The sequence below is a fragment of the Aneurinibacillus sp. Ricciae_BoGa-3 genome (assembly GCF_028421645.1).
Taxonomy (GTDB): domain Bacteria; phylum Bacillota; class Bacilli; order Aneurinibacillales; family Aneurinibacillaceae; genus Aneurinibacillus_B.
In genome coordinates this window covers 3,247,627-3,266,963 of sequence record NZ_CP116887.1, presented here as the reverse complement: position 1 = coordinate 3,266,963, position 19,337 = coordinate 3,247,627, and the positions used below count along the sequence as shown (strand labels likewise).

18 protein-coding genes and 2 pseudogenes are annotated in these 19,337 nt (G+C 48.1%); 19 read left to right on the top strand and 1 reads right to left on the bottom strand.

Annotation, left to right across the window (positions count from 1 at the left end):
- The first annotated feature begins 14 nt into the window (after nt 1-14).
- The 17 genes and pseudogenes from fabG (at nt 15) to ylqF (ending at nt 15,958) form a co-directional block, all read left to right on the top strand.
- On the top strand, nt 15-755 hold the full coding sequence (gene fabG, locus PP175_RS16535) for a 3-oxoacyl-[acyl-carrier-protein] reductase (protein ID WP_272439419.1): 741 nt from the start codon (nt 15-17) through the stop codon (nt 753-755).
- 36 nt (nt 756-791) lie between these two features.
- Nucleotides 792-1,025: an acyl carrier protein gene (acpP, locus tag PP175_RS16530; RefSeq protein ID WP_272439418.1), complete on the top strand. Its 234-nt coding sequence runs from the start codon at nt 792-794 to the stop codon at nt 1,023-1,025.
- Nucleotides 1,026-1,136: 111 nt separating this feature from the next.
- On the top strand, nt 1,137-2,378 hold the full coding sequence (fabF, locus tag PP175_RS16525; protein WP_272439417.1) for a beta-ketoacyl-ACP synthase II: 1,242 nt from the start codon (nt 1,137-1,139) through the stop codon (nt 2,376-2,378).
- Nucleotides 2,379-2,402: 24 nt separating this feature from the next.
- Nucleotides 2,403-3,092, top strand: a complete 690-nt coding sequence (gene rnc / locus PP175_RS16520; protein WP_272439416.1) for a ribonuclease III — start codon at nt 2,403-2,405, stop codon at nt 3,090-3,092.
- Between the two features lie 18 nt (nt 3,093-3,110).
- Entirely contained in the window at nt 3,111-4,175 is a 1,065-nt protein-coding gene (locus PP175_RS16515) for an elongator complex protein 3 (RefSeq protein WP_272439415.1), read from the top strand.
- A gap of 544 nt (nt 4,176-4,719) precedes the next feature.
- Nucleotides 4,720-8,280, top strand: a complete 3,561-nt coding sequence (smc, locus tag PP175_RS16510; protein WP_272439414.1) for a chromosome segregation protein SMC — start codon at nt 4,720-4,722, stop codon at nt 8,278-8,280.
- A 17-nt stretch (nt 8,281-8,297) separates the two neighbouring features.
- A complete protein-coding gene (gene ftsY / locus PP175_RS16505; protein ID WP_272439413.1) occupies nt 8,298-9,284 on the top strand; it encodes a signal recognition particle-docking protein FtsY in 987 nt (328 codons plus the stop codon).
- Between the two features lie 98 nt (nt 9,285-9,382).
- The gene (ylxM, locus tag PP175_RS16500; RefSeq protein WP_272439412.1) at nt 9,383-9,724 is read left to right on the top strand and encodes a YlxM family DNA-binding protein; all 342 of its coding nucleotides are present in this window, start codon (nt 9,383-9,385) and stop codon (nt 9,722-9,724) included.
- A 10-nt stretch (nt 9,725-9,734) separates the two neighbouring features.
- Nucleotides 9,735-11,087: a signal recognition particle protein gene (gene ffh, locus PP175_RS16495; RefSeq protein WP_272439411.1), complete on the top strand. Its 1,353-nt coding sequence runs from the start codon at nt 9,735-9,737 to the stop codon at nt 11,085-11,087.
- Between the two features lie 99 nt (nt 11,088-11,186).
- Nucleotides 11,187-11,459, top strand: a complete 273-nt coding sequence (rpsP, locus tag PP175_RS16490) for a 30S ribosomal protein S16 (protein WP_272439410.1) — start codon at nt 11,187-11,189, stop codon at nt 11,457-11,459.
- A gap of 25 nt (nt 11,460-11,484) precedes the next feature.
- Nucleotides 11,485-11,712 (top strand): KH domain-containing protein, encoded by a 228-nt coding sequence (locus PP175_RS16485; RefSeq protein WP_272439409.1) that lies wholly within the window; start codon nt 11,485-11,487, stop codon nt 11,710-11,712.
- Between the two features lie 83 nt (nt 11,713-11,795).
- Nucleotides 11,796-12,260: pseudogene (locus PP175_RS16480) on the top strand (YlqD family protein); the annotation flags it as partial.
- Between the two features lie 27 nt (nt 12,261-12,287).
- Nucleotides 12,288-12,803, top strand: coding sequence for a ribosome maturation factor RimM (rimM, locus tag PP175_RS16475; protein WP_272443293.1), 516 nt, complete (start codon nt 12,288-12,290; stop codon nt 12,801-12,803).
- Nucleotides 12,804-12,820: 17 nt separating this feature from the next.
- Complete coding sequence (gene trmD, locus PP175_RS16470) at nt 12,821-13,588, top strand: tRNA (guanosine(37)-N1)-methyltransferase TrmD (protein WP_272439408.1); 768 nt, start codon at nt 12,821-12,823, stop codon at nt 13,586-13,588.
- A 129-nt stretch (nt 13,589-13,717) separates the two neighbouring features.
- Entirely contained in the window at nt 13,718-14,065 is a 348-nt protein-coding gene (rplS, locus tag PP175_RS16465) for a 50S ribosomal protein L19 (RefSeq protein ID WP_272439407.1), read from the top strand.
- Between the two features lie 353 nt (nt 14,066-14,418).
- The gene (gene lepB, locus PP175_RS16460; RefSeq protein ID WP_272439406.1) at nt 14,419-15,036 is read left to right on the top strand and encodes a signal peptidase I; all 618 of its coding nucleotides are present in this window, start codon (nt 14,419-14,421) and stop codon (nt 15,034-15,036) included.
- Between the two features lie 22 nt (nt 15,037-15,058).
- On the top strand, nt 15,059-15,958 hold the full coding sequence (gene ylqF / locus PP175_RS16455; protein ID WP_272439405.1) for a ribosome biogenesis GTPase YlqF: 900 nt from the start codon (nt 15,059-15,061) through the stop codon (nt 15,956-15,958).
- A 945-nt stretch (nt 15,959-16,903) separates the two neighbouring features.
- Here the strand turns inward: ylqF and tnpB are convergent.
- Nucleotides 16,904-18,013, bottom strand: a complete 1,110-nt coding sequence (tnpB, locus tag PP175_RS16450) for an IS200/IS605 family element RNA-guided endonuclease TnpB (RefSeq protein WP_272439404.1) — start codon at nt 18,011-18,013, stop codon at nt 16,904-16,906.
- 177 nt (nt 18,014-18,190) lie between these two features.
- On the opposite strand from tnpB, the pseudogene PP175_RS16445 reads away from it, so the two are divergent.
- Together PP175_RS16445 and PP175_RS16440 are read left to right on the top strand one after the other, a co-directional pair.
- Nucleotides 18,191-18,358 (top strand): annotated as a pseudogene (locus PP175_RS16445) (mercury(II) reductase); the annotation flags it as partial.
- A 603-nt stretch (nt 18,359-18,961) separates the two neighbouring features.
- Nucleotides 18,962-19,279, top strand: coding sequence for a thioredoxin family protein (locus PP175_RS16440; protein ID WP_272439403.1), 318 nt, complete (start codon nt 18,962-18,964; stop codon nt 19,277-19,279).
- Nucleotides 19,280-19,337 lie beyond the last annotated feature (58 nt).

Here is a 19,337-nt window from a genome sequence, read left to right as displayed (position 1 = left end):
ACGGGGGACAGGATATGTTACAGGGAAAAACAGCGCTTGTGACAGGCGCATCCCGCGGCATTGGCAGAGCCATCGCCATTGAACTTGCCAGCCAGGGTGCGGACATCGCGATAAACTATGCAGGCAATAAAACTTCCGCACAGGAAGTTGCGGATATCATCCATGGCATGGGCCGTAAAGCTGTCGTGGTACAGGCAAATGTGGCCGATTCCACGCAGGTTGAAAGCATGGTGAAACATGTCGTTGAAACTTTTGGCAAACTGGATATATTAGTTAACAACGCTGGCATCACCCGCGATAATCTTCTTATGCGTATGAAAGAAGAGGAGTTTGACCAGGTTATTGCAACCAACCTAAAAGGTGTGTTTAACTGTATAAAGGCTGTTACACGCCCCATGATGAAGGCCAGAAGCGGCCGGATCATTAACATATCTTCTGTCGTCGGCGTAATGGGCAATGCAGGCCAGGCAAACTATGTCGCCGCCAAAGCAGGCGTCATCGGCCTGACTAAATCCGCCGCCCGGGAGCTCGCCAGCCGCGGTGTGACGGTTAATGCTGTAGCGCCTGGTTTTATTGAAACCGATATGACAGATGTGTTGGGAGAAGACACGAAGGCATCTCTTCTGTCTCAAATTCCACTTACGCGGCTCGGACACCCGGACGACATAGCGCATCTTGTGAAATTCCTGGCTTCTGACGAAGCTTCTTACATAACCGGCCAGGTTCTGCACGTTGATGGTGGCATGTATATGTGACAATGAAGTATAATACCTTGAGGGGAGGTGAATGAATTGGCTGATACTTTTGAACGCGTAAAGAAAATTATCGTTGATCGCCTCGGTGTTGACGAGTCTGAAATTAAACCTGAAGCTTCTTTTAAAGATGACTTAGGGGCAGATTCACTGGACGTTGTTGAATTAGTCATGGAGCTTGAAGACGAATTTGACCTTGAGATATCTGATGAAGATGCTGAGAAGATCGCAACAGTGGGTGACGTGATTACTTACATAAACTCACGCAAGTAATGGATTATAGGTTAAACAGAGGTCCCGTGTACTTTATGCGGGACTTTCTCTCCATTTTAAGGATTGTATACCAGTTATTACAACTGTTGATGATATTGTAGAGGTGAAAGTATGAAGAATCGTGTAGTCGTGACAGGTTTAGGCGCTGTAACGCCTATAGGCAATAATGCAGCAGAATTCTGGGATGGCCTTTTAAACGGAAAATCAGGCATTGATCTCATACAATCTTTTGACACGAGTGAATACCCTGCAAAAATTGCTGGTGAAGTGAAAAACTTCGATCCGGAACAGTATCTTGACAAGAAGGATGTAAAACGCAGCGACCGTTTTGTGCATTTTGCTGTGGCGGCTGCCAGGATGGCTGTAGACGATGCAAAACTTGATATGAGCCAGGAAGATGCAGAGCGTGTTGGCGTTTATATCGGTTCGGGTATCGGCGGTCTTGGAACGTGGGAAGAACAGCATACGATACTGCTGGAGAAAGGGCCCCGCCGGGTAAGTCCGTTCTTTATACCGATGATGATTGCCAATATGGCATCCGGGCAGGTTTCCATCACGATTGGGGCTAAAGGGCCGAATAGTGCAGCGATTACAGCATGTGCCAGTGCCACTCACTCCATTGGTGATGCCTTTAAAATTATTGAACGCGGCACGGCTGATGTGATGATTACCGGCGGATCAGAAGCGTGTGTACGGAGAATGGCCTTAGCTGGTTTTTCGAATGCTAAAGCTCTTTCTACCCGCAATGATGAACCTCAGAAGGCAAGCCGTCCGTTTGATAAAGACCGCGATGGGTTTGTAATGGGTGAAGGCGCCGGGATTATTGTCCTTGAATCGCTTGAGCACGCGCAAAAACGCGGGGCTAAGATTCTAGCTGAAATTGTCGGGTATGGGATGAGCGCAGATGCCTATCATTTGACACAGCCGGCACCGGAGGGTGAAGGTGCGGCCCGTTCCATGAGGGATGCGCTGAGAGATGCAGGTATGAAGCCGGAGGAAGTGAGTTATATTAATGCTCACGGAACTTCAACTGAATACAACGATAAATTTGAAACAGCCGCTATTAAAAAGACGTTTGGTGAGGCAGCATATAAGGTTGCGATTAGCTCGACTAAATCGATGACAGGCCACCTGCTAGGCGCTGCCGGAGGAATCGAAGCGATCGCCTGCGTATTAGCACTGCGCGACCAGATTGTACCGCCGACTATTAACTATGAAACGCCGGATCCCGAATGCGACCTGGATTACGTACCAAATGAAGCAAGAAAAATGGAAGTGAACACGGCCATGTCCAATTCACTTGGATTTGGCGGACACAATGCAACAATTATCTTTAAAAAATATACCGATTGATAGTCAAGTGGTGGTGAATAAGCATTGGATTTTCAACTGCTGCAAAAGGAGCTCGGCGTTCAGTTTACGAATGAAAAACTGCTTAAGCAGGCCTTTACGCATTCTTCCTATGTAAATGAGCATCGTGGAAAGCCTTTTGCTGATAATGAAAGGTTAGAGTTTCTGGGAGATGCCGTCTTAGAGCTTACCATCTCCCAATTTCTTTTTATGAATTATCCCAAGCTTGCAGAAGGGGAATTGACCAAGCTGCGGGCAGCTATTGTCTGTGAACCGTCGCTTGTTTATTTCGCTAACCAGCTTGGGTTTGGCCGTTTTGTGCTCCTTGGCAAAGGAGAAGAGTTGACTGGCGGCAGACACCGTCCTGCGCTTTTGGCAGATGTTTTTGAAGCGTTTATCGGGGCTCTTTATCTGGATCAGGGGATTGATGAGGTTCTGCAATTCCTGGAAAAATTTGTTTATCCACGAATAAGCCAGGGAGAATATTCCCGGGTAACCGACTACAAAAGCCAGCTTCAGGAATTTGTTCAGCATGACGGACTGGGGGATATCCAATACCGCATCGTTTCCGAGCGCGGCCCTGCGCATAACCGTGAATTTATTTCTGAGGTGCTTTTAAGCGGCAAGATTATGGGGCAGGGAATCGGACGTTCTAAGAAAGAGGCCGAACAGAATGCCGCCCATGCTGCTATGAACCAGCTCAAAATTAATCAGTAAGCAAAAGAGGGTGACAGAATGAAACAGCATGTGAACATTGCCCTTTTTGTTCCGCACCAGGGATGTCCAAAGGATTGCGTGTTCTGCAACCAGGCACGCATAACAGGCCGCAAGCGGGAGAGCCTGCTTACCGAAGAGACGGTGCGCTTAAGCGTTGAAGACCAGCTTTCCACCGTTCAACCGGAGCAATCCGTTGAGATTGCTTTCTTCGGGGGCAGTTTTACCGGCCTTCCACGCGGGTATCAGACTATGCTCCTTACGGTAGCGAAGGAATTCCTAGTGTCTGGAAGGGTGCATGGGATCCGGCTCTCCACCCGTCCCGATTATATCGCCGACCATATCATGGAATTTCTCCTGTCTTATGGGGTTACGACGGTTGAACTGGGCTGCCAGTCCATGGATGATGAAGTACTGGAACTTTCAAAACGTGGGCATACATCCGCGCATGTGCAACGGGCAGTGGAGATTATCAGGCACTATCCTACCGTAAAGCTGGGTCTGCAGGTGCTGCCAGGCCTTCCTGGAGATACGCTGGAGAAAAGCATGCAGACCATTCGTAAGATTGTTTCGCTGTCGCCTGATTTCGTCAGAATTTACCCGGCCCTTGTCATTTCAGGTACGGAGCTCGAATGGCTCTATGTTACACACCAGTACAAGCCGCTTACGGTTGAAGAAGCGGTCCAGTGGGTTTCCCATATGTGGCTGCCTCTTATAGAAGCAGGCATTCCAGTGATCCGAATGGGTCTCCATTCTTCAGATGATCTCCGATCTGAGGGAACGGTTCTTGCCGGCCCTTTCCATCCTTCGTTTCGCCAGTTGGTTGAAGAAGAAATATACAGCCGTTTGCTGAACCGAATGATGGAACAGATACCGGATGGCACGAATGATCTGGAAGTATTTGTGCATCCGGCTGATGAAACGCCGCTGCGTGGAAGGCGGGGGGCGAACTGGAAACGGTTCGTTGGTTTACACGGCCACAGGCGGGTTAATCTCACAACGGATCGGTCGCTTCAGAGACACCAGGTCAGCTGGCGCAATGCCGGCGATCTTGAGAAGAGAAAACTGCTTTTTATACACGCATAATGCGGGGCATACACAAAAACCCAGTCATCCACAAAGGAGCTGGGTTTTTCTTAGCCTATAAGATCCCTTGCATAATGCGTTACTGTTATTTTGAGCTGGGACCGTTAGGTCCCTTTCTGTTTGTTGCGCGTCCGGCCAAGCTAGGTACAACTTGCCGGTGAAAGTCTACGTAGTTTAGTGCCTAACGGTGTGCATGATTTTTTAAATGGGACCTACGATCCCGAAACACCCAAGAAAAACATCGTGTGGCGCATGTCCGCACCTTTCTTTCCCCCTGTGGAGCGTGTGGAACAGAGGGCGACAAAGGCCGGCAACTGTCTCCATCATTGAGATACCCAGATGTTTTGCCGGTCCGCCCGTCGTTCCACAAAGCGGCCGTAATAACTTCTATGAGGGGAAAGAAGAGAGCGGCATGGCCCACGATGATTATTCTGATACTGTGCAGGAGTGACAACGTGCTGTCGCGAATGGTATACTGCAAAAGGTTCCAGAAGCAGTACATAGGGGCTAAAAGCGCCAAGTTTTAATTGGAGGAGGCAGATCGATGTATTTAAAACGCCTCGAATTAACCGGGTTTAAATCATTTGCAGATAAAACGGAACTAGAGTTTGTTCCCGGCATTACGGCTGTAGTCGGGCCGAATGGCAGCGGAAAAAGCAACATTTCCGATGCGATCAGATGGGTGCTTGGGGAGCAGAGCGCCAGGACACTGCGTGGGGCCAAAATGGAAGATATTATTTTCTCCGGCAGTGATTCCCGCAAAGCGGTCAATTACTGTGAAGTATCGCTCACACTCGACAATGCAGATGGAAAAGTAAACATGGATTTTACGGAAGTAACCGTCACGCGGCGGGTGTACCGTTCGGGTGACAGCGAATATTATATAAACCGCCAAAGCTGCCGCCTGCGGGATATTATTGAACTGTTTATGGATACAGGCGTCGGAAAAGAGGCGTATTCCGTCATCGGGCAGGGTCGGATAGAAGAAATATTAAGCACGCGATCGGAAGACCGAAGGGGCCTGTTTGAGGAAGCTGCAGGAATCGTTAAATATAAAGCACGCAAGCGTGAAGCGGTGAAAAAGCTGGACGAAACCGAACAAAATCTTGTCCGGATCCAGGATATTATGGGCGAAATAGAGGAACAGATCATCCCTTTAGCCGAACAGGCGGATAAGGCGAAACAGTTTACCGCTCTGAAAGAGGAGCTGGCCCAGCATGAAATTGGACTTTATGTTAAACAGTTTGACACGCTGCATGCCGAGTGGCAGGAGACGAAAGCGCTTGTCGAGGAATTAACGAATAACCAGGTGGCGTGTGCGGCAGAGGTTAATGGCCTTGACGCAGAAATGACGGATTTGCGCCAGTACGCCAGTGAGCAGGATCAAGTTTTAGAAGAGCTGCAGCAGCGGCTGCTTACGGTAACAGAGGAAGCGGAGCGAAGCGAGGGGCTTCGTGAGGTTCTGCGGGAGCGCCTGCGTAACAACAGCAAAAACAAGCAGGATTCACGGGAAAAGGTGATGGCCCTGCAGGCCAAACAGGACGAATACCGTGCATCCGCCAGCGCCAGCCAGGAAAGCCTCGCTGCTTCCCAGCAGGAAATCGATGCGCTGCAAAAAGAGCTTTCCTATGAACAAAAGAGATATGTTAACTTTGCTGTTTTCTCCGAGGGTGACATTGAGCGGCTGAAGGGGGATTACATTGAAATCTTAAATCAGATGGCATCCCTGCGCAATGAGCTTCGGCATTTTCAGCAGATGACCGAGAATACGAAGGTGAAGTGGCAGCGCCTGGAGACCAATAACAGGCAGGTGATTGAAGAAAAAGAGCGCCTTGCTACACTGCGGGAAGAGGTGCAGAGCAAGCTTGAGGCTATTGCGGAGAAGCTGGCACAGGATGTTATCCGATATAAGGAGAAAGAGGCGGGACACAAACAGAGAGCCGCCAAAAAATCCGAATGGCTGGAAAAGCTGCGTGAGGGAGAGCATAGGCTCAACGCGCTCGTTTCACGCAGGGACGTATTAAAAGAAATGCAAGCGGACTTTTCCGGTTTTATGCAGGGAGTCAAAGAAGTGCTCCGTGCCAGAACGAACGGCTTTAACGGAATTGAAGGAGCGGTTGCTGAGTTAATTTCAGTAGAGAAGCGATATGAGCTGGCCATTGAAACAGCACTTGGAGCCGCTCTCCAGCATGTGGTGGTAAGGGATGAAGCCGTTGGCCGGCAGGCGATCGCCTTTTTAAAGAAAAACCGTGCCGGCCGCGCCACTTTTCTGCCACTGGATGTGATTAAGCCGAGGCATCTTCAGCCGCATGATAAGGAGAGACTGACGCAGACTGATGGCGTGGTGGGGTCTGCGGCAGACCTGGTGCGTACTGAACCCAAATATCGAACGATTATTGAGAACCTGCTAGGTACCGTCATTATCACGGAAAATCTGGAGCAAGCTAACCGGGTTGCCCGGCAGTTTCAGTATCGGTACCGGATCGTTACACTGGAAGGGGATGTCGTAAATCCGGGTGGATCCATGAGCGGCGGCTCTGTACAGCAGAAGGCCAACCATCTACTGGGCAGGCAGCGTGAACTTGAGCAGCTGGAAGAAGCTATCAATAATCTGAAGGCAGAAAACCAGGAATGGTACGAGAAGCTCCAGCAGCTTGCTTCCGAAGAACAGGAATGGGAACAGACGCTTGCCCTTATGCGGGCCGACGGTGAAAAGCTCCGGCTAGAAGAGCAGGAGTTTAAAAGCCAGCTTCGTGAAATCGATGCAAATGAGAAGGCCATTGCCGATCGGTGGGCGTTTTTTGCGCACGATCAGCAAGTGCTCGCCGGGGAGCAGGCAGATGCCGAACGCAGAATCGCCAGCATTGAAGAAGAGCTGGAGGAGCTTGCAATAGCCGAACAGGAAAAACAACAGGAAATCGAAACCACGGAAAGGAGCAGGCGTGAGAAGCAAACCGATCGCGAGGCTTTAAACGAACGGATTACAGAACTTAAAATCCAGCTGGCAGCAAGGCGGGAGCAGCATGAGGCAAACGCTAAAGAATTTGAACGTCTGACAAAAGAGCTGGAGGCTGTGTCCAAAGAATTAGAGGACATGACCCGCCTATTGGTGCGGCTTGACTCCGCAGGCGCCAACAGCGACGAAGAAGAAGAGAAATTAGATGCGGCGATCCGGGAGCTGCGCGCCAGCAAAGAACAATACACGCTCCATATCCAAAGCCAGCGGCAGAAAAGGCAGGATGTATATGCCCGCATAGATGCCTATGAAATCGAAGCCAAAGAAAAGCGGCGCCAGCTGAAAATGATAGAAGATAACCTGCACAAATGCGAAGTTAAGGTGGGCCGGTATGACGTTGAACTTGATAATCTGCTGCACAAGCTCCGTGATGAATACGAATTAAGCTACGAAATGGCGAAGAGTGCGTACCCCCTTCCAGAGGATACAGCAGAAGCCGAGCGTATCGTCAAAAATATAAAACACCAGATTCAAGCGCTTGGTGTGGTGAACTTAGGGGCCATTGAAGAGTATGAACGGCTGTTTGAGCGGCAGCAGTTTCTCGAAGCCCAGCAGATTGATCTCAGTGAAGCGAAGGCCACGCTATACAATGTGATCCAGGATATTGAAGAAGAAATGTCGCGCAGGTTTCATGAAACGTTTGAGGCCATCCGTGAACAGTTTGGTGATGTATTTACCCGGCTGTTTGGCGGAGGACGGGCTGATTTAAAACTTTCAGACCCGGAAAATCTGCTGGAAACGGGGATCGATATCGTCGCCCAGCCCCCGGGTAAGAAGCTGCAGTATTTAGCGCTTCTATCAGGGGGCGAGAAAGCTCTTACGGCCATCGCCCTGCTTTTTGCGATACTGCGGGTTAAGCCGGTTCCGTTCTGTGTGCTTGATGAGGTAGAGGCAGCGCTTGATGAGGCAAACGTAGCCCGCTTTGCCGAGTATCTTCGCGTATTTTGCGAAGACACCCAGTTTATCGTGGTCACCCACCGGAGGGGAACCATGGAGGGGGCCGATGTTTTGTACGGCATTACCATGCAGGAATCAGGTGTGTCGCGGCTTGTTTCGGTCCGCCTGGAAGATGACAGTTTGGTTTCGTAGAGAAAGGAGTAAATACTATGAGCTTCTTTAAAAAGTTAAAAGACAAAATAGCAGGACAAACCGAAGCGATCACAACGAAATTCAAAGAAGGCTTAACGAAAACCCGCGGTGCATTTGAAAAGGTCGAGGATCTCGTACGCCGCTACAAACGGGTCGATGATGATTTCTTTGAGGAGCTGGAAGAAATTTTGATTGCCGCTGATGTCGGTGTGAACACGGTGCTTGAGCTGGTCGATGAACTGCGCGCCGAGGCACGCAAGCAAAAGATCGAAGAAGCCGCTGCGTTGCAGCCGCTTCTATCCGAGAAGCTGGTTGAGCTCCTGCAGGATAAAGACGAAGATACATCCTTAAACATCGAAGACGGCCGGATGAACATTATTTTGTTCGTAGGCGTAAATGGCGTCGGTAAAACAACCACCATCGGCAAAATGGCCCACCTGTTTAAAAGCCAGGGCAAAAAAGTGGTGCTGGCTGCCGGAGACACGTTTCGTGCGGGGGCGATTGAACAGCTAGAGGTATGGGGAGAGCGTGTTGGCGTGGAAGTGGTTAGGCAGCAGCAGGGATCCGACCCCGCAGCCGTTATTTATGACGGGATTCACGCAGCCCGCAAGAAAACTGCCGACATTCTGCTGTGCGATACAGCTGGCCGCCTACAGAATAAAACAAATCTGATGGAGGAATTAGCCAAAATCAATCGCGTCATCCAGCGGGAAGTGCCCGGTGCTCCGCACGAGACGCTGCTTGTGCTGGATGGTACAACTGGCCAGAATGCGCTCAGCCAGGCAAAAGCCTTTGGCGAGTCTGCCGATTTAACCGGACTTATCCTGACCAAGCTTGACGGTACGGCAAAAGGCGGCATCGTGATCGCCATTCGCAATGAATTGAACATTCCGGTTAAGTTTGTTGGCCTCGGCGAAAAAATGGACGATCTGCAGCCGTTTGACGCAGACCAGTTTGTGCATGCCTTATTTGCCAACTCAATTGAAAAAGAAACAGCCCAGTAAAGATAAATATCTTGACAGACAGCAACGGATTCTGTATGATTAATTCCTGTAAAGAGATTACTCTTTACACCAAATTTTTTCACATGGGGGAAACGCCCATGATCGAAGAAGATAACCGCAATAGGCTGCAGCTTTTGTTTGACTTTTACGGGCGGCTGCTCAAAGACAAGCAGCGCCAGTATTTTGAGATGTATTACCATGAAGACCTCTCGCTCAGTGAAATAGCTGAACTGCAGAACGTAAGCCGACAGGCCGTATTTGACCAAGTGAAGCGCGTAGAGAGGCAAATTGAGCAGTACGAAGAGAAGCTTAAGCTGCTGGCCCGCTACGAGAAGAGGCGGCTGCTGCTCGATGAACTCAAGCAGGAAATGAATAAGGATAACTCCAGGGCGAGGGAACTTGTAGACGAGATCTCCGCTTTAGAATTGGATATCGATTAGGAGGCGGACCATGGCATTTGAAAGCTTAGCCAGCCGACTGCAATCCACTTTTGACAAGCTTCGCGGCAAAGGGAAAGTTACAGAGGAAGATGTAACGAAAGCAATGCGCGAGGTGCGCCTTGCCCTGCTGGAAGCGGACGTTAACTTCAAGGTTGTCAAAGATTTTGTCAACCGCGTGAAAGAGCGTGCGATCGGCCAGGATGTCCTGAAAAGCCTCACTCCCGGCCAGCAGGTTATTAAAGTCGTCAATGACGAATTAACCGAACTGATGGGAGGCGGGCAGAGCAAAATCGCGGTTGCCGGAAGGCCGCCAACTGTCGTGATGATGGTAGGGCTCCAGGGTGCCGGTAAGACGACAAGCACCGGTAAGCTGGCTAACTATCTCCGCGGCAAGATGAACCGCAAGCCGCTCCTGGTCGCCGCTGATGTCTACCGTCCGGCTGCGATCAAACAGCTCCAGGTTCTCGGGAAACAGCTTGATATTCCGGTCTTTACTATTGAAGGCTCTAATAAGCCGGTTGAAATTGCCCGGGCTGCTATCGAATACGCCAAAACGGAACATCTCGATTATGTGTTGATCGATACGGCAGGCCGCCTGCATATTGATGAGACTTTGATGACCGAGCTCCAGGAAATGAAAGAGGTAGCAAAGCCCAACGAGATTCTGCTTGTGGTCGATGCCATGACCGGCCAGGATGCCGTCAATGTCGCAGACAGCTTTAATAAACAGCTTGCGTTAAGCGGTATCGTCTTAACGAAGCTTGACGGCGACACCAAAGGCGGTGCGGCGTTATCGGTTAAATCCGTTACCGGCATGCCGATTAAGTTTGTCGGGATGGGCGAGAAGCTGGACGCGCTTGAACCGTTTCATCCGGATCGCATGGCCAGCCGCATATTGGGGATGGGCGACGTACTGACGCTGATTGAGAAAGCCCAGATTGATGTGGACGAAGCGACAGCGAAAGAAATGGAGCGCAAAATGCGCAAGGCCGAGTTCACTTTTGAGGACTTTCTTACCCAGATGGAACAGGTCCGCAAAATGGGCCCGCTAAATGAAATCATGAACATGCTGCCTGGGATGAACAAAATCAAAGGCATGAAGGATGTCAAGGTGGACGATAGCGCGCTTGGCCGCATTGAGGCGATTATTCGCTCGATGACGAAAGATGAAAAAGTGAAGCCTGAAATGATTAATGCCAGCCGGCGAAAGCGTATCGCGCTCGGCAGCGGTACAACCGTTCAGGAAGTAAACCGCTTGATTAAGCAGTTTGAAGACATGAGGAAAATGATGAAGCAGTTTACCAAAATGTCAGACAAAGCGAAGAAAAAAGGCGGCGGATTTAAGTTTCCTTTTATGTCATAGGGCTTACTTGATGTTTTTAACTAAAGTTTTCTTTTTGTAAGTGAACTTTGTTATAATTAAAAAATTCGTGTAAAAAACACACTATGGAGGTAATTTATAATGGCAGTAAAAATTCGTTTAAAACGCATGGGTGCAAAGAAAGCCCCATTTTACCGTGTAGTTGTAGCAGATTCCCGCGCACCGCGCGATGGCCGTTTCATTGAAGAAATCGGTACGTACAATCCTGTTGCACAGCCTGCAATCGTTAATCTTGATGAAGAAAAAGCAATGAAATGGTTAACCACTGGCGCGCAGCCTACTGACACGGTTCGCAACCTGCTCAGCAAAGCTGGCATCATGAAGAAGTTCCACGAAGCAAAAAACCAAAAATAATTGCGTTTGATGCGGGGGGCCTCCAGTGAAATCACTAATTGAAGTAATCGCAAAGGCTCTTGTTGATCATCCTGACGCCGTATCCGTAGTGGAAGAGACCCGCGACCGCACCCTTGTTTACCGGCTGTCCGTCCACCCGAATGATATGGGCAAAGTCATCGGCAAACAGGGCCGGATAGCCAAATCACTTCGCACAGTTGTCGGAGCTATGGCGCTCAAAAACAACGAGAAGGTTATCGTTGAAATCGTATAAAACATACACAAAGCTGGGATACATCATCCCGGCTTTTTCTTACTATTTCGGATTGTGCGCAACCGACCTGCAGCCGAGTAGGAATGCCGATCGCGGCCGCATGCGTGCAACCTAAAAGAGGGCACAGTTGTCCAACATGCCAAACCAGTGGAGGTTATGTCATGATAACGGTAAAGCGCCAGGTTAAAGTAAAAATGATACTAACCGAAACATCACGCGCACTCATGGAGCAGGAGTTTACCAGCCTAAAAAACCGTTATTCGCTTGAATTGGAGCAGCTGCAGTTCCAGGCGAAGAAGCTTTTGGCAGAGGCACAGCGGCGTAGCCATGAAGCGTTAGAAGTCGTGCAGCAGCGCCTTATCAGGGAGGAGAACACCCGGCGGGAGAAAATCGAGCAGCTTGATTTTCAGCTGAAACAGCTTAAGAGTATTCCTGAAGGCAGCGAAGTCCTGTACACCACCGTTGAAAGCGATGTGCAGATTAGGCCGGGCGATGACTGGGAATCCTTAATGAACGAAACCGAAATTATCCTGGAGGACGGCATTGTAAAAGAAATCAGGAAAGGGGGAGAAGCGATGGCTAATTATTATACGGTTGGCAAACTGGTTAACACGCAGGGGATACGTGGGGAGGTCCGCGTTGTATCGGAAACCGATTTTCCGGAGGAGCGCTACAGAAAAGGGCAGGTTCTTTATCTGTTCCACCCAACTCTAAAAGAGCCACTGCCGCTTACCATTGAAGATGCGCGCCAGCATAAAAATTTTTACATTCTCTCTTTTAAAGGCTACCATAATATAAACGATGTCGAAAAGTTTAAGGGAGGCATCCTTAAGATTAGTGAGGCGGACCGGGGCACACTGGAGGAAGGTGAGTTCTATTTCCACGATATTCTGGGCTGCGAAATCGTTACTGAAGAAGGAGAACTTCTTGGAACGGTAAAAGAAATTCTTCAGCCGGGCGCGAACGATGTGTGGGTTGTGAAGCGGGGCAAAGAAAGCGATGTGCTTATCCCATACATTGAGGACGTGGTAAAGCAGATCGACATCAGCAATAAGCGAATCGTCATTCACCTGCTGCCCGGGCTGCTTTAAAGTATGGGAGATGGCTAATGAAAATTGATATTTTAACTTTGTTTCCGGAAATGTTCAGCGGTGTTCTGTCCTCGAGCATTATCGGCAAAGCGGAACAGAAAGGCCTTGTTTCCTTCCGCGTTGTTAACTTTCGGGATTTCTCCGGGAATAAACATGGCCAGGTGGATGATACCCCTTATGGGGGTGGGGGCGGCATGGTGCTCAAGCCTGACCCTATATTCCGCGCTGTAGAACACCTTGCGGGAAACTCAGAGGAAGCGGGCGTGGGTACCGGGCAGCACGGAGATTTTAAGCCGCGTGTGATTCTGCTGTGCCCGCAGGGGCAGCGTTATAATCAGCAAATTGCGGAAGAGCTTGCCCGGGAAGACCATTTGATTTTTGTCTGCGGGCACTATGAGGGCTATGATGAGCGAATCCGGACCCACCTGGTAACGGATGAGCTCTCGATCGGCGACTACGTACTGACCGGCGGTGAATTGCCTGCCATGGTGATCATCGACAGTGTCGTTCGCCTGCAAAAAGGCGCCCTTGGCAACGAACTTTCGGCCGTTACCGATTCGTTTAGCACCGGCCTGCTTGAGTACCCGCATTATACGCGTCCTGCCGACTTCCGGGGGATGGCCGTGCCGGATGTTCTATTATCGGGCCACCATGAGAATATCGAAAAATGGCGGCTGAAGGAATCACTGAGGCGCACACTTACGCGCAGGCCGGACCTGCTCGAAAAATATGAGATGACCGGCGAAGTCCAAAAATTATTGGAAGAGCTTAAACAAGAGTTGTAAAGCTCTCCAGGCTGTGTTATGATACGATTTGTGGGCAAATATGCCCCTGACTAAGATGGTCCGCTTCCTATCAGAGGTGAGCAACTTCTCATACGGAATGAACATCTTATATTGAAGGAGGACAGTAGAATGAACAGTATCATTCGTGAAATTACACAAGCCAACTTGAAAGCGGAAATCCCAGCATTCCGTCCGGGAGATACCGTGCGCGTTCACGTTAAAGTTATTGAGGGTCAACGCGAACGTATTCAGGTATTCGAAGGCGTCGTTCTTAAGCGCCGCGGCGGTGGCGTTAGCGCTACTTTCACCGTTCGTAAAATATCTTATGGTGTTGGGGTTGAGCGTACATTCCCGCTTCATTCTCCGAAAATCGACAAGATCGAAGTAGTACGTTACGGTAAAGTTCGCCGTGCGAAACTTTACTACCTGCGCGATCGTGTGGGTAAAGCTGCTCGTATCAAAGAAATTCGTCGCTAATAGTGAAACCGAAGGAGGCTTGCTTACGAGCCTCTTTTTCTTTTCGTTTAGAAACTTATATTGTGCTTTAACGTGTTGAAGTGCGTGAAGTGATTTGTTAAACGGGACCTCCGGTCCCGAAATACCCAAGGAAAACATCGTGAGGCGCATGCCCGCACCTTTCTTTCCCCATGTGGAGCGTGTGGAACAGAGGGCGAAAAAGACCGGCAACTGTCACCATCATTGAGATACCCAGATGTTTTGCCGGTCCGCCCGTCGTTCCACAAAGCGCCCGTAAAAACTTCTATGAGGGGAAAGGAGAGAGCGGCATGGCCCGCGATGTTTTTCTCATTTTCGTTTAAGCAGGCAGTAACATGGGTAGAATGGATGGCGTTAAATCCTATATAAAGGGGCTAAACCTGGTGGAGCAAACTTCCTATCAACCTCGAAAGAGCCGAAAATATAAAAGCGAGATCTATGAATGGGTGAAAGCGTTATTTTTTGCAGTGATTCTGGCACTGTTGATCCGGGCTTTTGTATTTGTTCCGTTTGTTGTGGATGGTTCATCGATGGTTCCAACCCTTGAGGATACCAACCGGTTAATCGTGAATAAACTTATATATCGGATAAACTCGCCAGGGCCCGGTGACGTCATTGTATTTCATGCGACCAAAGAACAAGATTATATCAAACGGATCATTGCTACTGCAGGCCAAACGGTTGCGGTGCGCGGTGATAAGCTGTACATAAACGGCAGGATAAAAGACGAACCTTATTTAAGAGCGTCGAAAGAGCAAGCGAAAGCAGATGGTTTTGTTCTAACAGAAGATTTTGGACCGGTGCGTGTCCCGGAAGGCACGGTTTTTGTAATGGGTGACAACCGCCGCAACAGCACAGACAGCCGGGTAATCGGCCCTGTTCGGGTCGACAGCATAGTGGGAAAAGCAGAGGTCATTGTTTGGCCTTTTCATAAATTCAGGATGATACACTAAACAACGAAAGAGGTGATGGCTCATGACGATCCAGTGGTTTCCCGGGCATATGGCCAAAGCGCGCCGCCAGGTAACAGAAAAGCTAAAGCTAATTGACGTCGTGATTGAATTGTTGGATGCGCGGCTGCCAGTCTCCAGCCGCAACCCGATGATTGATGAGATAGTAGAAGGAAAGCCGCGGCTTATCCTGTTAAATAAAGCCGACCTCGCGGACGAGAGGGTTACTCAGGCATGGATACGTTATTTTGGTGAACAGGGTGTCAGGGCCGTTCCAATTGATGCCCTCTCAGGCAAAGGTGTGAACGCATTGCCTCAGGAGTGCCAGACGCTTGTTCAGGAGATGATGGAAAAACGCAGGGCAAAAGGGATGCAGGATCGCGCCGTGCGGGCCATGATTCTCGGCATTCCAAACGTCGGCAAGTCCTCGCTGATGAACCGGCTCGCAGGTCGGAAGGTGGCGCAGACAGGGGACAGGCCAGCTGTAACAAAAGCCCAGCAATGGGTGAAAGTCGGCAAAACGCTTGAACTGCTGGATACACCGGGGATTTTATGGCCAAAATTCGAGGACCCAATGGTTGGGTTAAGGCTGGCGGCGAGCGGGGCCATTAAGGATGAAATTATCGATTTCCAGGAAATCGCCATCTTCCTGGTGGCCTACCTTCGCCTTCACTATCCCGACGCTTTAAAGGAACGGTATCAACTGGATGAACTGCCTGATAATAAGATAGAGATTTTGGATGCAATCGGCCGTAGGCGCGGATCCATTATCAGCGGCGGCGACATTGATTATGACAAGGTGGCAGAACTGCTGATCCGTGAGGTGCGGGGCGGAAAGTTAGGTCGAATAAGTCTCGAGCGTCCAAATGACACCTTCACGGTCGAAATGGCCCGGATTAGCCTTGATGAAATCTCACCTTACTGACAAATCATGATACAATAAGCGTGCGGGAAGGATGCCTGCATGCTTATTTTTTTTGCCCGATAAGATTGAATGACTTTCACATCTGCATAAGTGCGGGGCAAGATTTGGAATCCTTTTCGCTGGCAAGGAAAAAGAGGATCCCATTAATAAAGTTATCCAAATATCTTTATATTTCAGCTGGCCTTACAGAATTACTGATTTTTTCTTTTTCCAGTAGAATTTTTTTTGTCTCACTTACAAGCTTATCCTTTTCAGCTCCGTTCAATAAAACGTGAGTTTAATAGTGGAATATTTGTTAAAGGGGTTCTAAATGGAAAAATAAAGCCGTGTGCAATAATGAGTGGGAAAGGAATAAATAAATTTGGATTTTATAAGAGTGACGTGACTTTTTCTAGTTTTTAAAAGAGGCTAATTACTATTGATAAATTAACACAAAAAGTACTGGTAGATATAGATAGACACTTGTATCAAGCAATTGGACGTGGATTAATTTATGTAGTCTTGTTGAGATGGAGAGAGGGATAACTTTTCCTGCTTCTGTAAAAAAGTAATTCAGAGGAGGGTTTAATAGCATGTGCGTGAACGACTAACATTTAGGAACACGCAAGCATTGACAGAACAAGGGATTAATTTAGTTACGGATGCAACCTTTGAACGTGTAGAACAGGATGGAGACAGATTATGAACAATACAAAGAAGACCCCAATCCGTCGTGTTTTTGGCAAGGCCCCTTAATGAAAATCGATGTTCATTCGTTGGCTGGGGAGAAAAAGTTCTATAGTGATACTTTTTATTTTACCCGAAATAAAATTGGGAGAAATTAATACAAGTTATTTGAACTACCCCCACTTACCTAACGGTTGAAGTGGGGGATTCCTACGTACGGAAACCTAACGGTTTCTAGTTGGGTAGGCTATATCCCCGTGGTCCCCACGGTTCACTATGCTACACAGGCTGTAGCGATAGTAAGCGAAGTCCTTCTTTCCAAATGTTCATCGCGGCGTTATGGTCACGGTCATGGTGCGTGTCGCATACAGGGCAATCCCATTCGCGCAGATTCAAGTCTTTTACCTCTTTATGCTTGGTTCCACACACATGGCAGAGCTGGCTTGAAGGAAATTGTTTCCCAACTACACTCACCGTTCGCCCATACCACTTGGCCTTGTATTCAAGCATAGAAGCAAAACAGGACCAGCTTGCATCGGCAATCGATTTAGCCAGCTTATGATTCTTCTGCATATTCGATACCTGCAAGTCTTCAAGGCATACCGTTTGATTTTCACGAACAAGCCTTGTGGAGAGCTGGTGCAGGAAATCGTTTCGGCAGTGGTAGATTTTTTCATGCAGGCGGGCCACCTTGATTCGTGCCTTGTGCCAGTTTGCCCCGCCTTTCGTGCGCCGGGAAAGCGTACGCTGCCAGCGATGCAACTGCTTTTCGTACTTTCGCAGGTACTTGGGGTTGTCAATCGCCTCTCTAGTAGATAGGACGGCAAACTTCTTAATCCCAAGGTCAACACCGAGCGTAGAATCAACCGGGGGAAGAGGGGACATCTCTGCTTCGCACAAAAGGGATATGAAATATTTCCCGCTTGGTGTGTGACGAATGGTAGCAGACAGAATTCTGCCTTCTACCTCACGAGATTTGGCAAACCGCATCCATCCGAGTTTCGGAAGTTTTACGTGATTGCCCTGTACCGCAATCGAACCATGGTTGTTTTTCGTGGTATAGGATTGCTCATTTCGACGGCGTTTGAAGCGGGGATACCTGGCTTTTTCCTTGAAAAACTTTTGGTACGCTGCATCCAGTGCCTTGAGCGCGGATTGGAGCGCCGTTGAATCAGGTTCCTTTAACCATGCCAGCGTCTTTTTCAGGAGCGTAAGCTGTTTCGAGCATTCCTTGTACCCCAACGTGCGTCGTTCGGTCTCATAGATTTTCTTTCGTTCCGCAAGGAACGTATTGTAGACAAACCGGAAACAGCCAAACGTTCTGGCGAGAAGTGTTTTCTGTGCCTGATTGGGATACAACCGGAATCGAAACGCCTTATTGAGTACCAACTGAATCCCTCCCTTTTTGCGAACATACATTCTTAGCATACCGCAAAAAGAAGGAAAATCCTACCGATTCATCCCCTCCCTACGCCGGAGGCGTTGAGGAAGGGGATGAATCGGTGGAAATGATAAAACCTAGATAATTCAATTTCGCCCGTTATAAAACACTGATACAAGGAAGGAAATGCAGGGGATGTTATTAATGCTGCAACACTGGCTGTAAAGTTGGGATTAACCATAGAAGATCTTCGAGAAAGCCTTGCTCCATATTTAACAAGGGCAGAAGGATTAAAATTAGCAGCCCTGACGTTTGATAAAGATGTATCCAAATTATCTTGCTGTGCAGGATAACAAGCTTTTGTAATACAAATCAAGCCGATGATTCCTTATTGTGAGGAAAAATTGGCTTTTTTATATTGAAACGGTCTTAACATACATTTTCGGTAAAATGTTGGCGGTACCCATATTGGGACCCCCTATTACACATCTTCTTCCAACGTTTATATTTCCAAGCCTATGTGGAAATAAACCTTGGATTGAAACACAAAGATTGTACATATGCGTGATTAAAACAGTAACGTAATAAGTAAAAATAAACCAACTAAAACTAACAGAATAGCAATAATCAACTTCATCAAATCAGGATCTACTTTATGTTGAATCCAAGGGCCCATTTGTCCGCCGATTAGGACGCTCGGAGCTATAAATAAGATGATTTTCCCGATTAACATTAAGGCTTCATAATTAGCCTTACCGATATCAACGAAAATACGTACAAATGAAAAAGCCGATTTTCCCCTTAGAATAGGGTAGTCGGTTTAAGATAGGACTCTATTTTTATGAGTAAGTCTATATCTAGTACATGTTAAAAGGTGTGGGCTTCTGTAAGATACATTACATTAAAAAGCAACTTTATATTATATATTTATTAATATAAACAAGGAGTTGAAATCAATGAAAAAAATTTTATCGGAACAACAGTTTCAAAATACAATTGTTCAAGAAACCTTCATGGTAATGAAATTCTCGACAACTTGGTGTCCAGATTGCAAAAGACTAAATATATTCATTGATGATATTGTGGCTGAACACCAAGATAAACAATGGTATGAAATTGATAAAGATGAATTCCCCCAAATTGCTGAAAAGTATGATGTGATGGGCATTCCAAGTTTGCTTGTCTATAAAAATGGAGAAAAAATCGCTCATTTACACAGCGCTAATGCGAAAACTCCTGATCAAGTCCGGGAATTTTTAAACACTATCTTATAAACCAGCAGTTTGGCAATATCAAGGAGAAGTTGATTTCCTTAGCATACAGGAAATCAAG

Bases quoted from the DNA above. Each gene is read 5' to 3' on its own strand.
- fabG (WP_272439419.1), top strand. From the start codon at position 15: ATGTTACAGGGAAAAACAGCGCTTGTGACAGGCGCATCCCGCGGCATT.
- fabF (WP_272439417.1), top strand. From the start codon at position 1,137: ATGAAGAATCGTGTAGTCGTGACAGGTTTAGGCGCTGTAACGCCTATA.
- PP175_RS16515 (WP_272439415.1), top strand. From the start codon at position 3,111: ATGAAACAGCATGTGAACATTGCCCTTTTTGTTCCGCACCAGGGATGT.
- smc (WP_272439414.1), top strand. From the start codon at position 4,720: ATGTATTTAAAACGCCTCGAATTAACCGGGTTTAAATCATTTGCAGAT.
- ftsY (WP_272439413.1), top strand. From the start codon at position 8,298: ATGAGCTTCTTTAAAAAGTTAAAAGACAAAATAGCAGGACAAACCGAA.
- ylxM (WP_272439412.1), top strand. From the start codon at position 9,383: ATGATCGAAGAAGATAACCGCAATAGGCTGCAGCTTTTGTTTGACTTT.
- ffh (WP_272439411.1), top strand. From the start codon at position 9,735: ATGGCATTTGAAAGCTTAGCCAGCCGACTGCAATCCACTTTTGACAAG.
- rpsP (WP_272439410.1), top strand. From the start codon at position 11,187: ATGGCAGTAAAAATTCGTTTAAAACGCATGGGTGCAAAGAAAGCCCCA.
- rimM (WP_272443293.1), top strand. From the start codon at position 12,288: ATGGCTAATTATTATACGGTTGGCAAACTGGTTAACACGCAGGGGATA.
- trmD (WP_272439408.1), top strand. From the start codon at position 12,821: ATGAAAATTGATATTTTAACTTTGTTTCCGGAAATGTTCAGCGGTGTT.
- rplS (WP_272439407.1), top strand. From the start codon at position 13,718: ATGAACAGTATCATTCGTGAAATTACACAAGCCAACTTGAAAGCGGAA.
- lepB (WP_272439406.1), top strand. From the start codon at position 14,419: ATGGGTAGAATGGATGGCGTTAAATCCTATATAAAGGGGCTAAACCTG.
- ylqF (WP_272439405.1), top strand. From the start codon at position 15,059: ATGACGATCCAGTGGTTTCCCGGGCATATGGCCAAAGCGCGCCGCCAG.
- PP175_RS16440 (WP_272439403.1), top strand. From the start codon at position 18,962: ATGAAAAAAATTTTATCGGAACAACAGTTTCAAAATACAATTGTTCAA.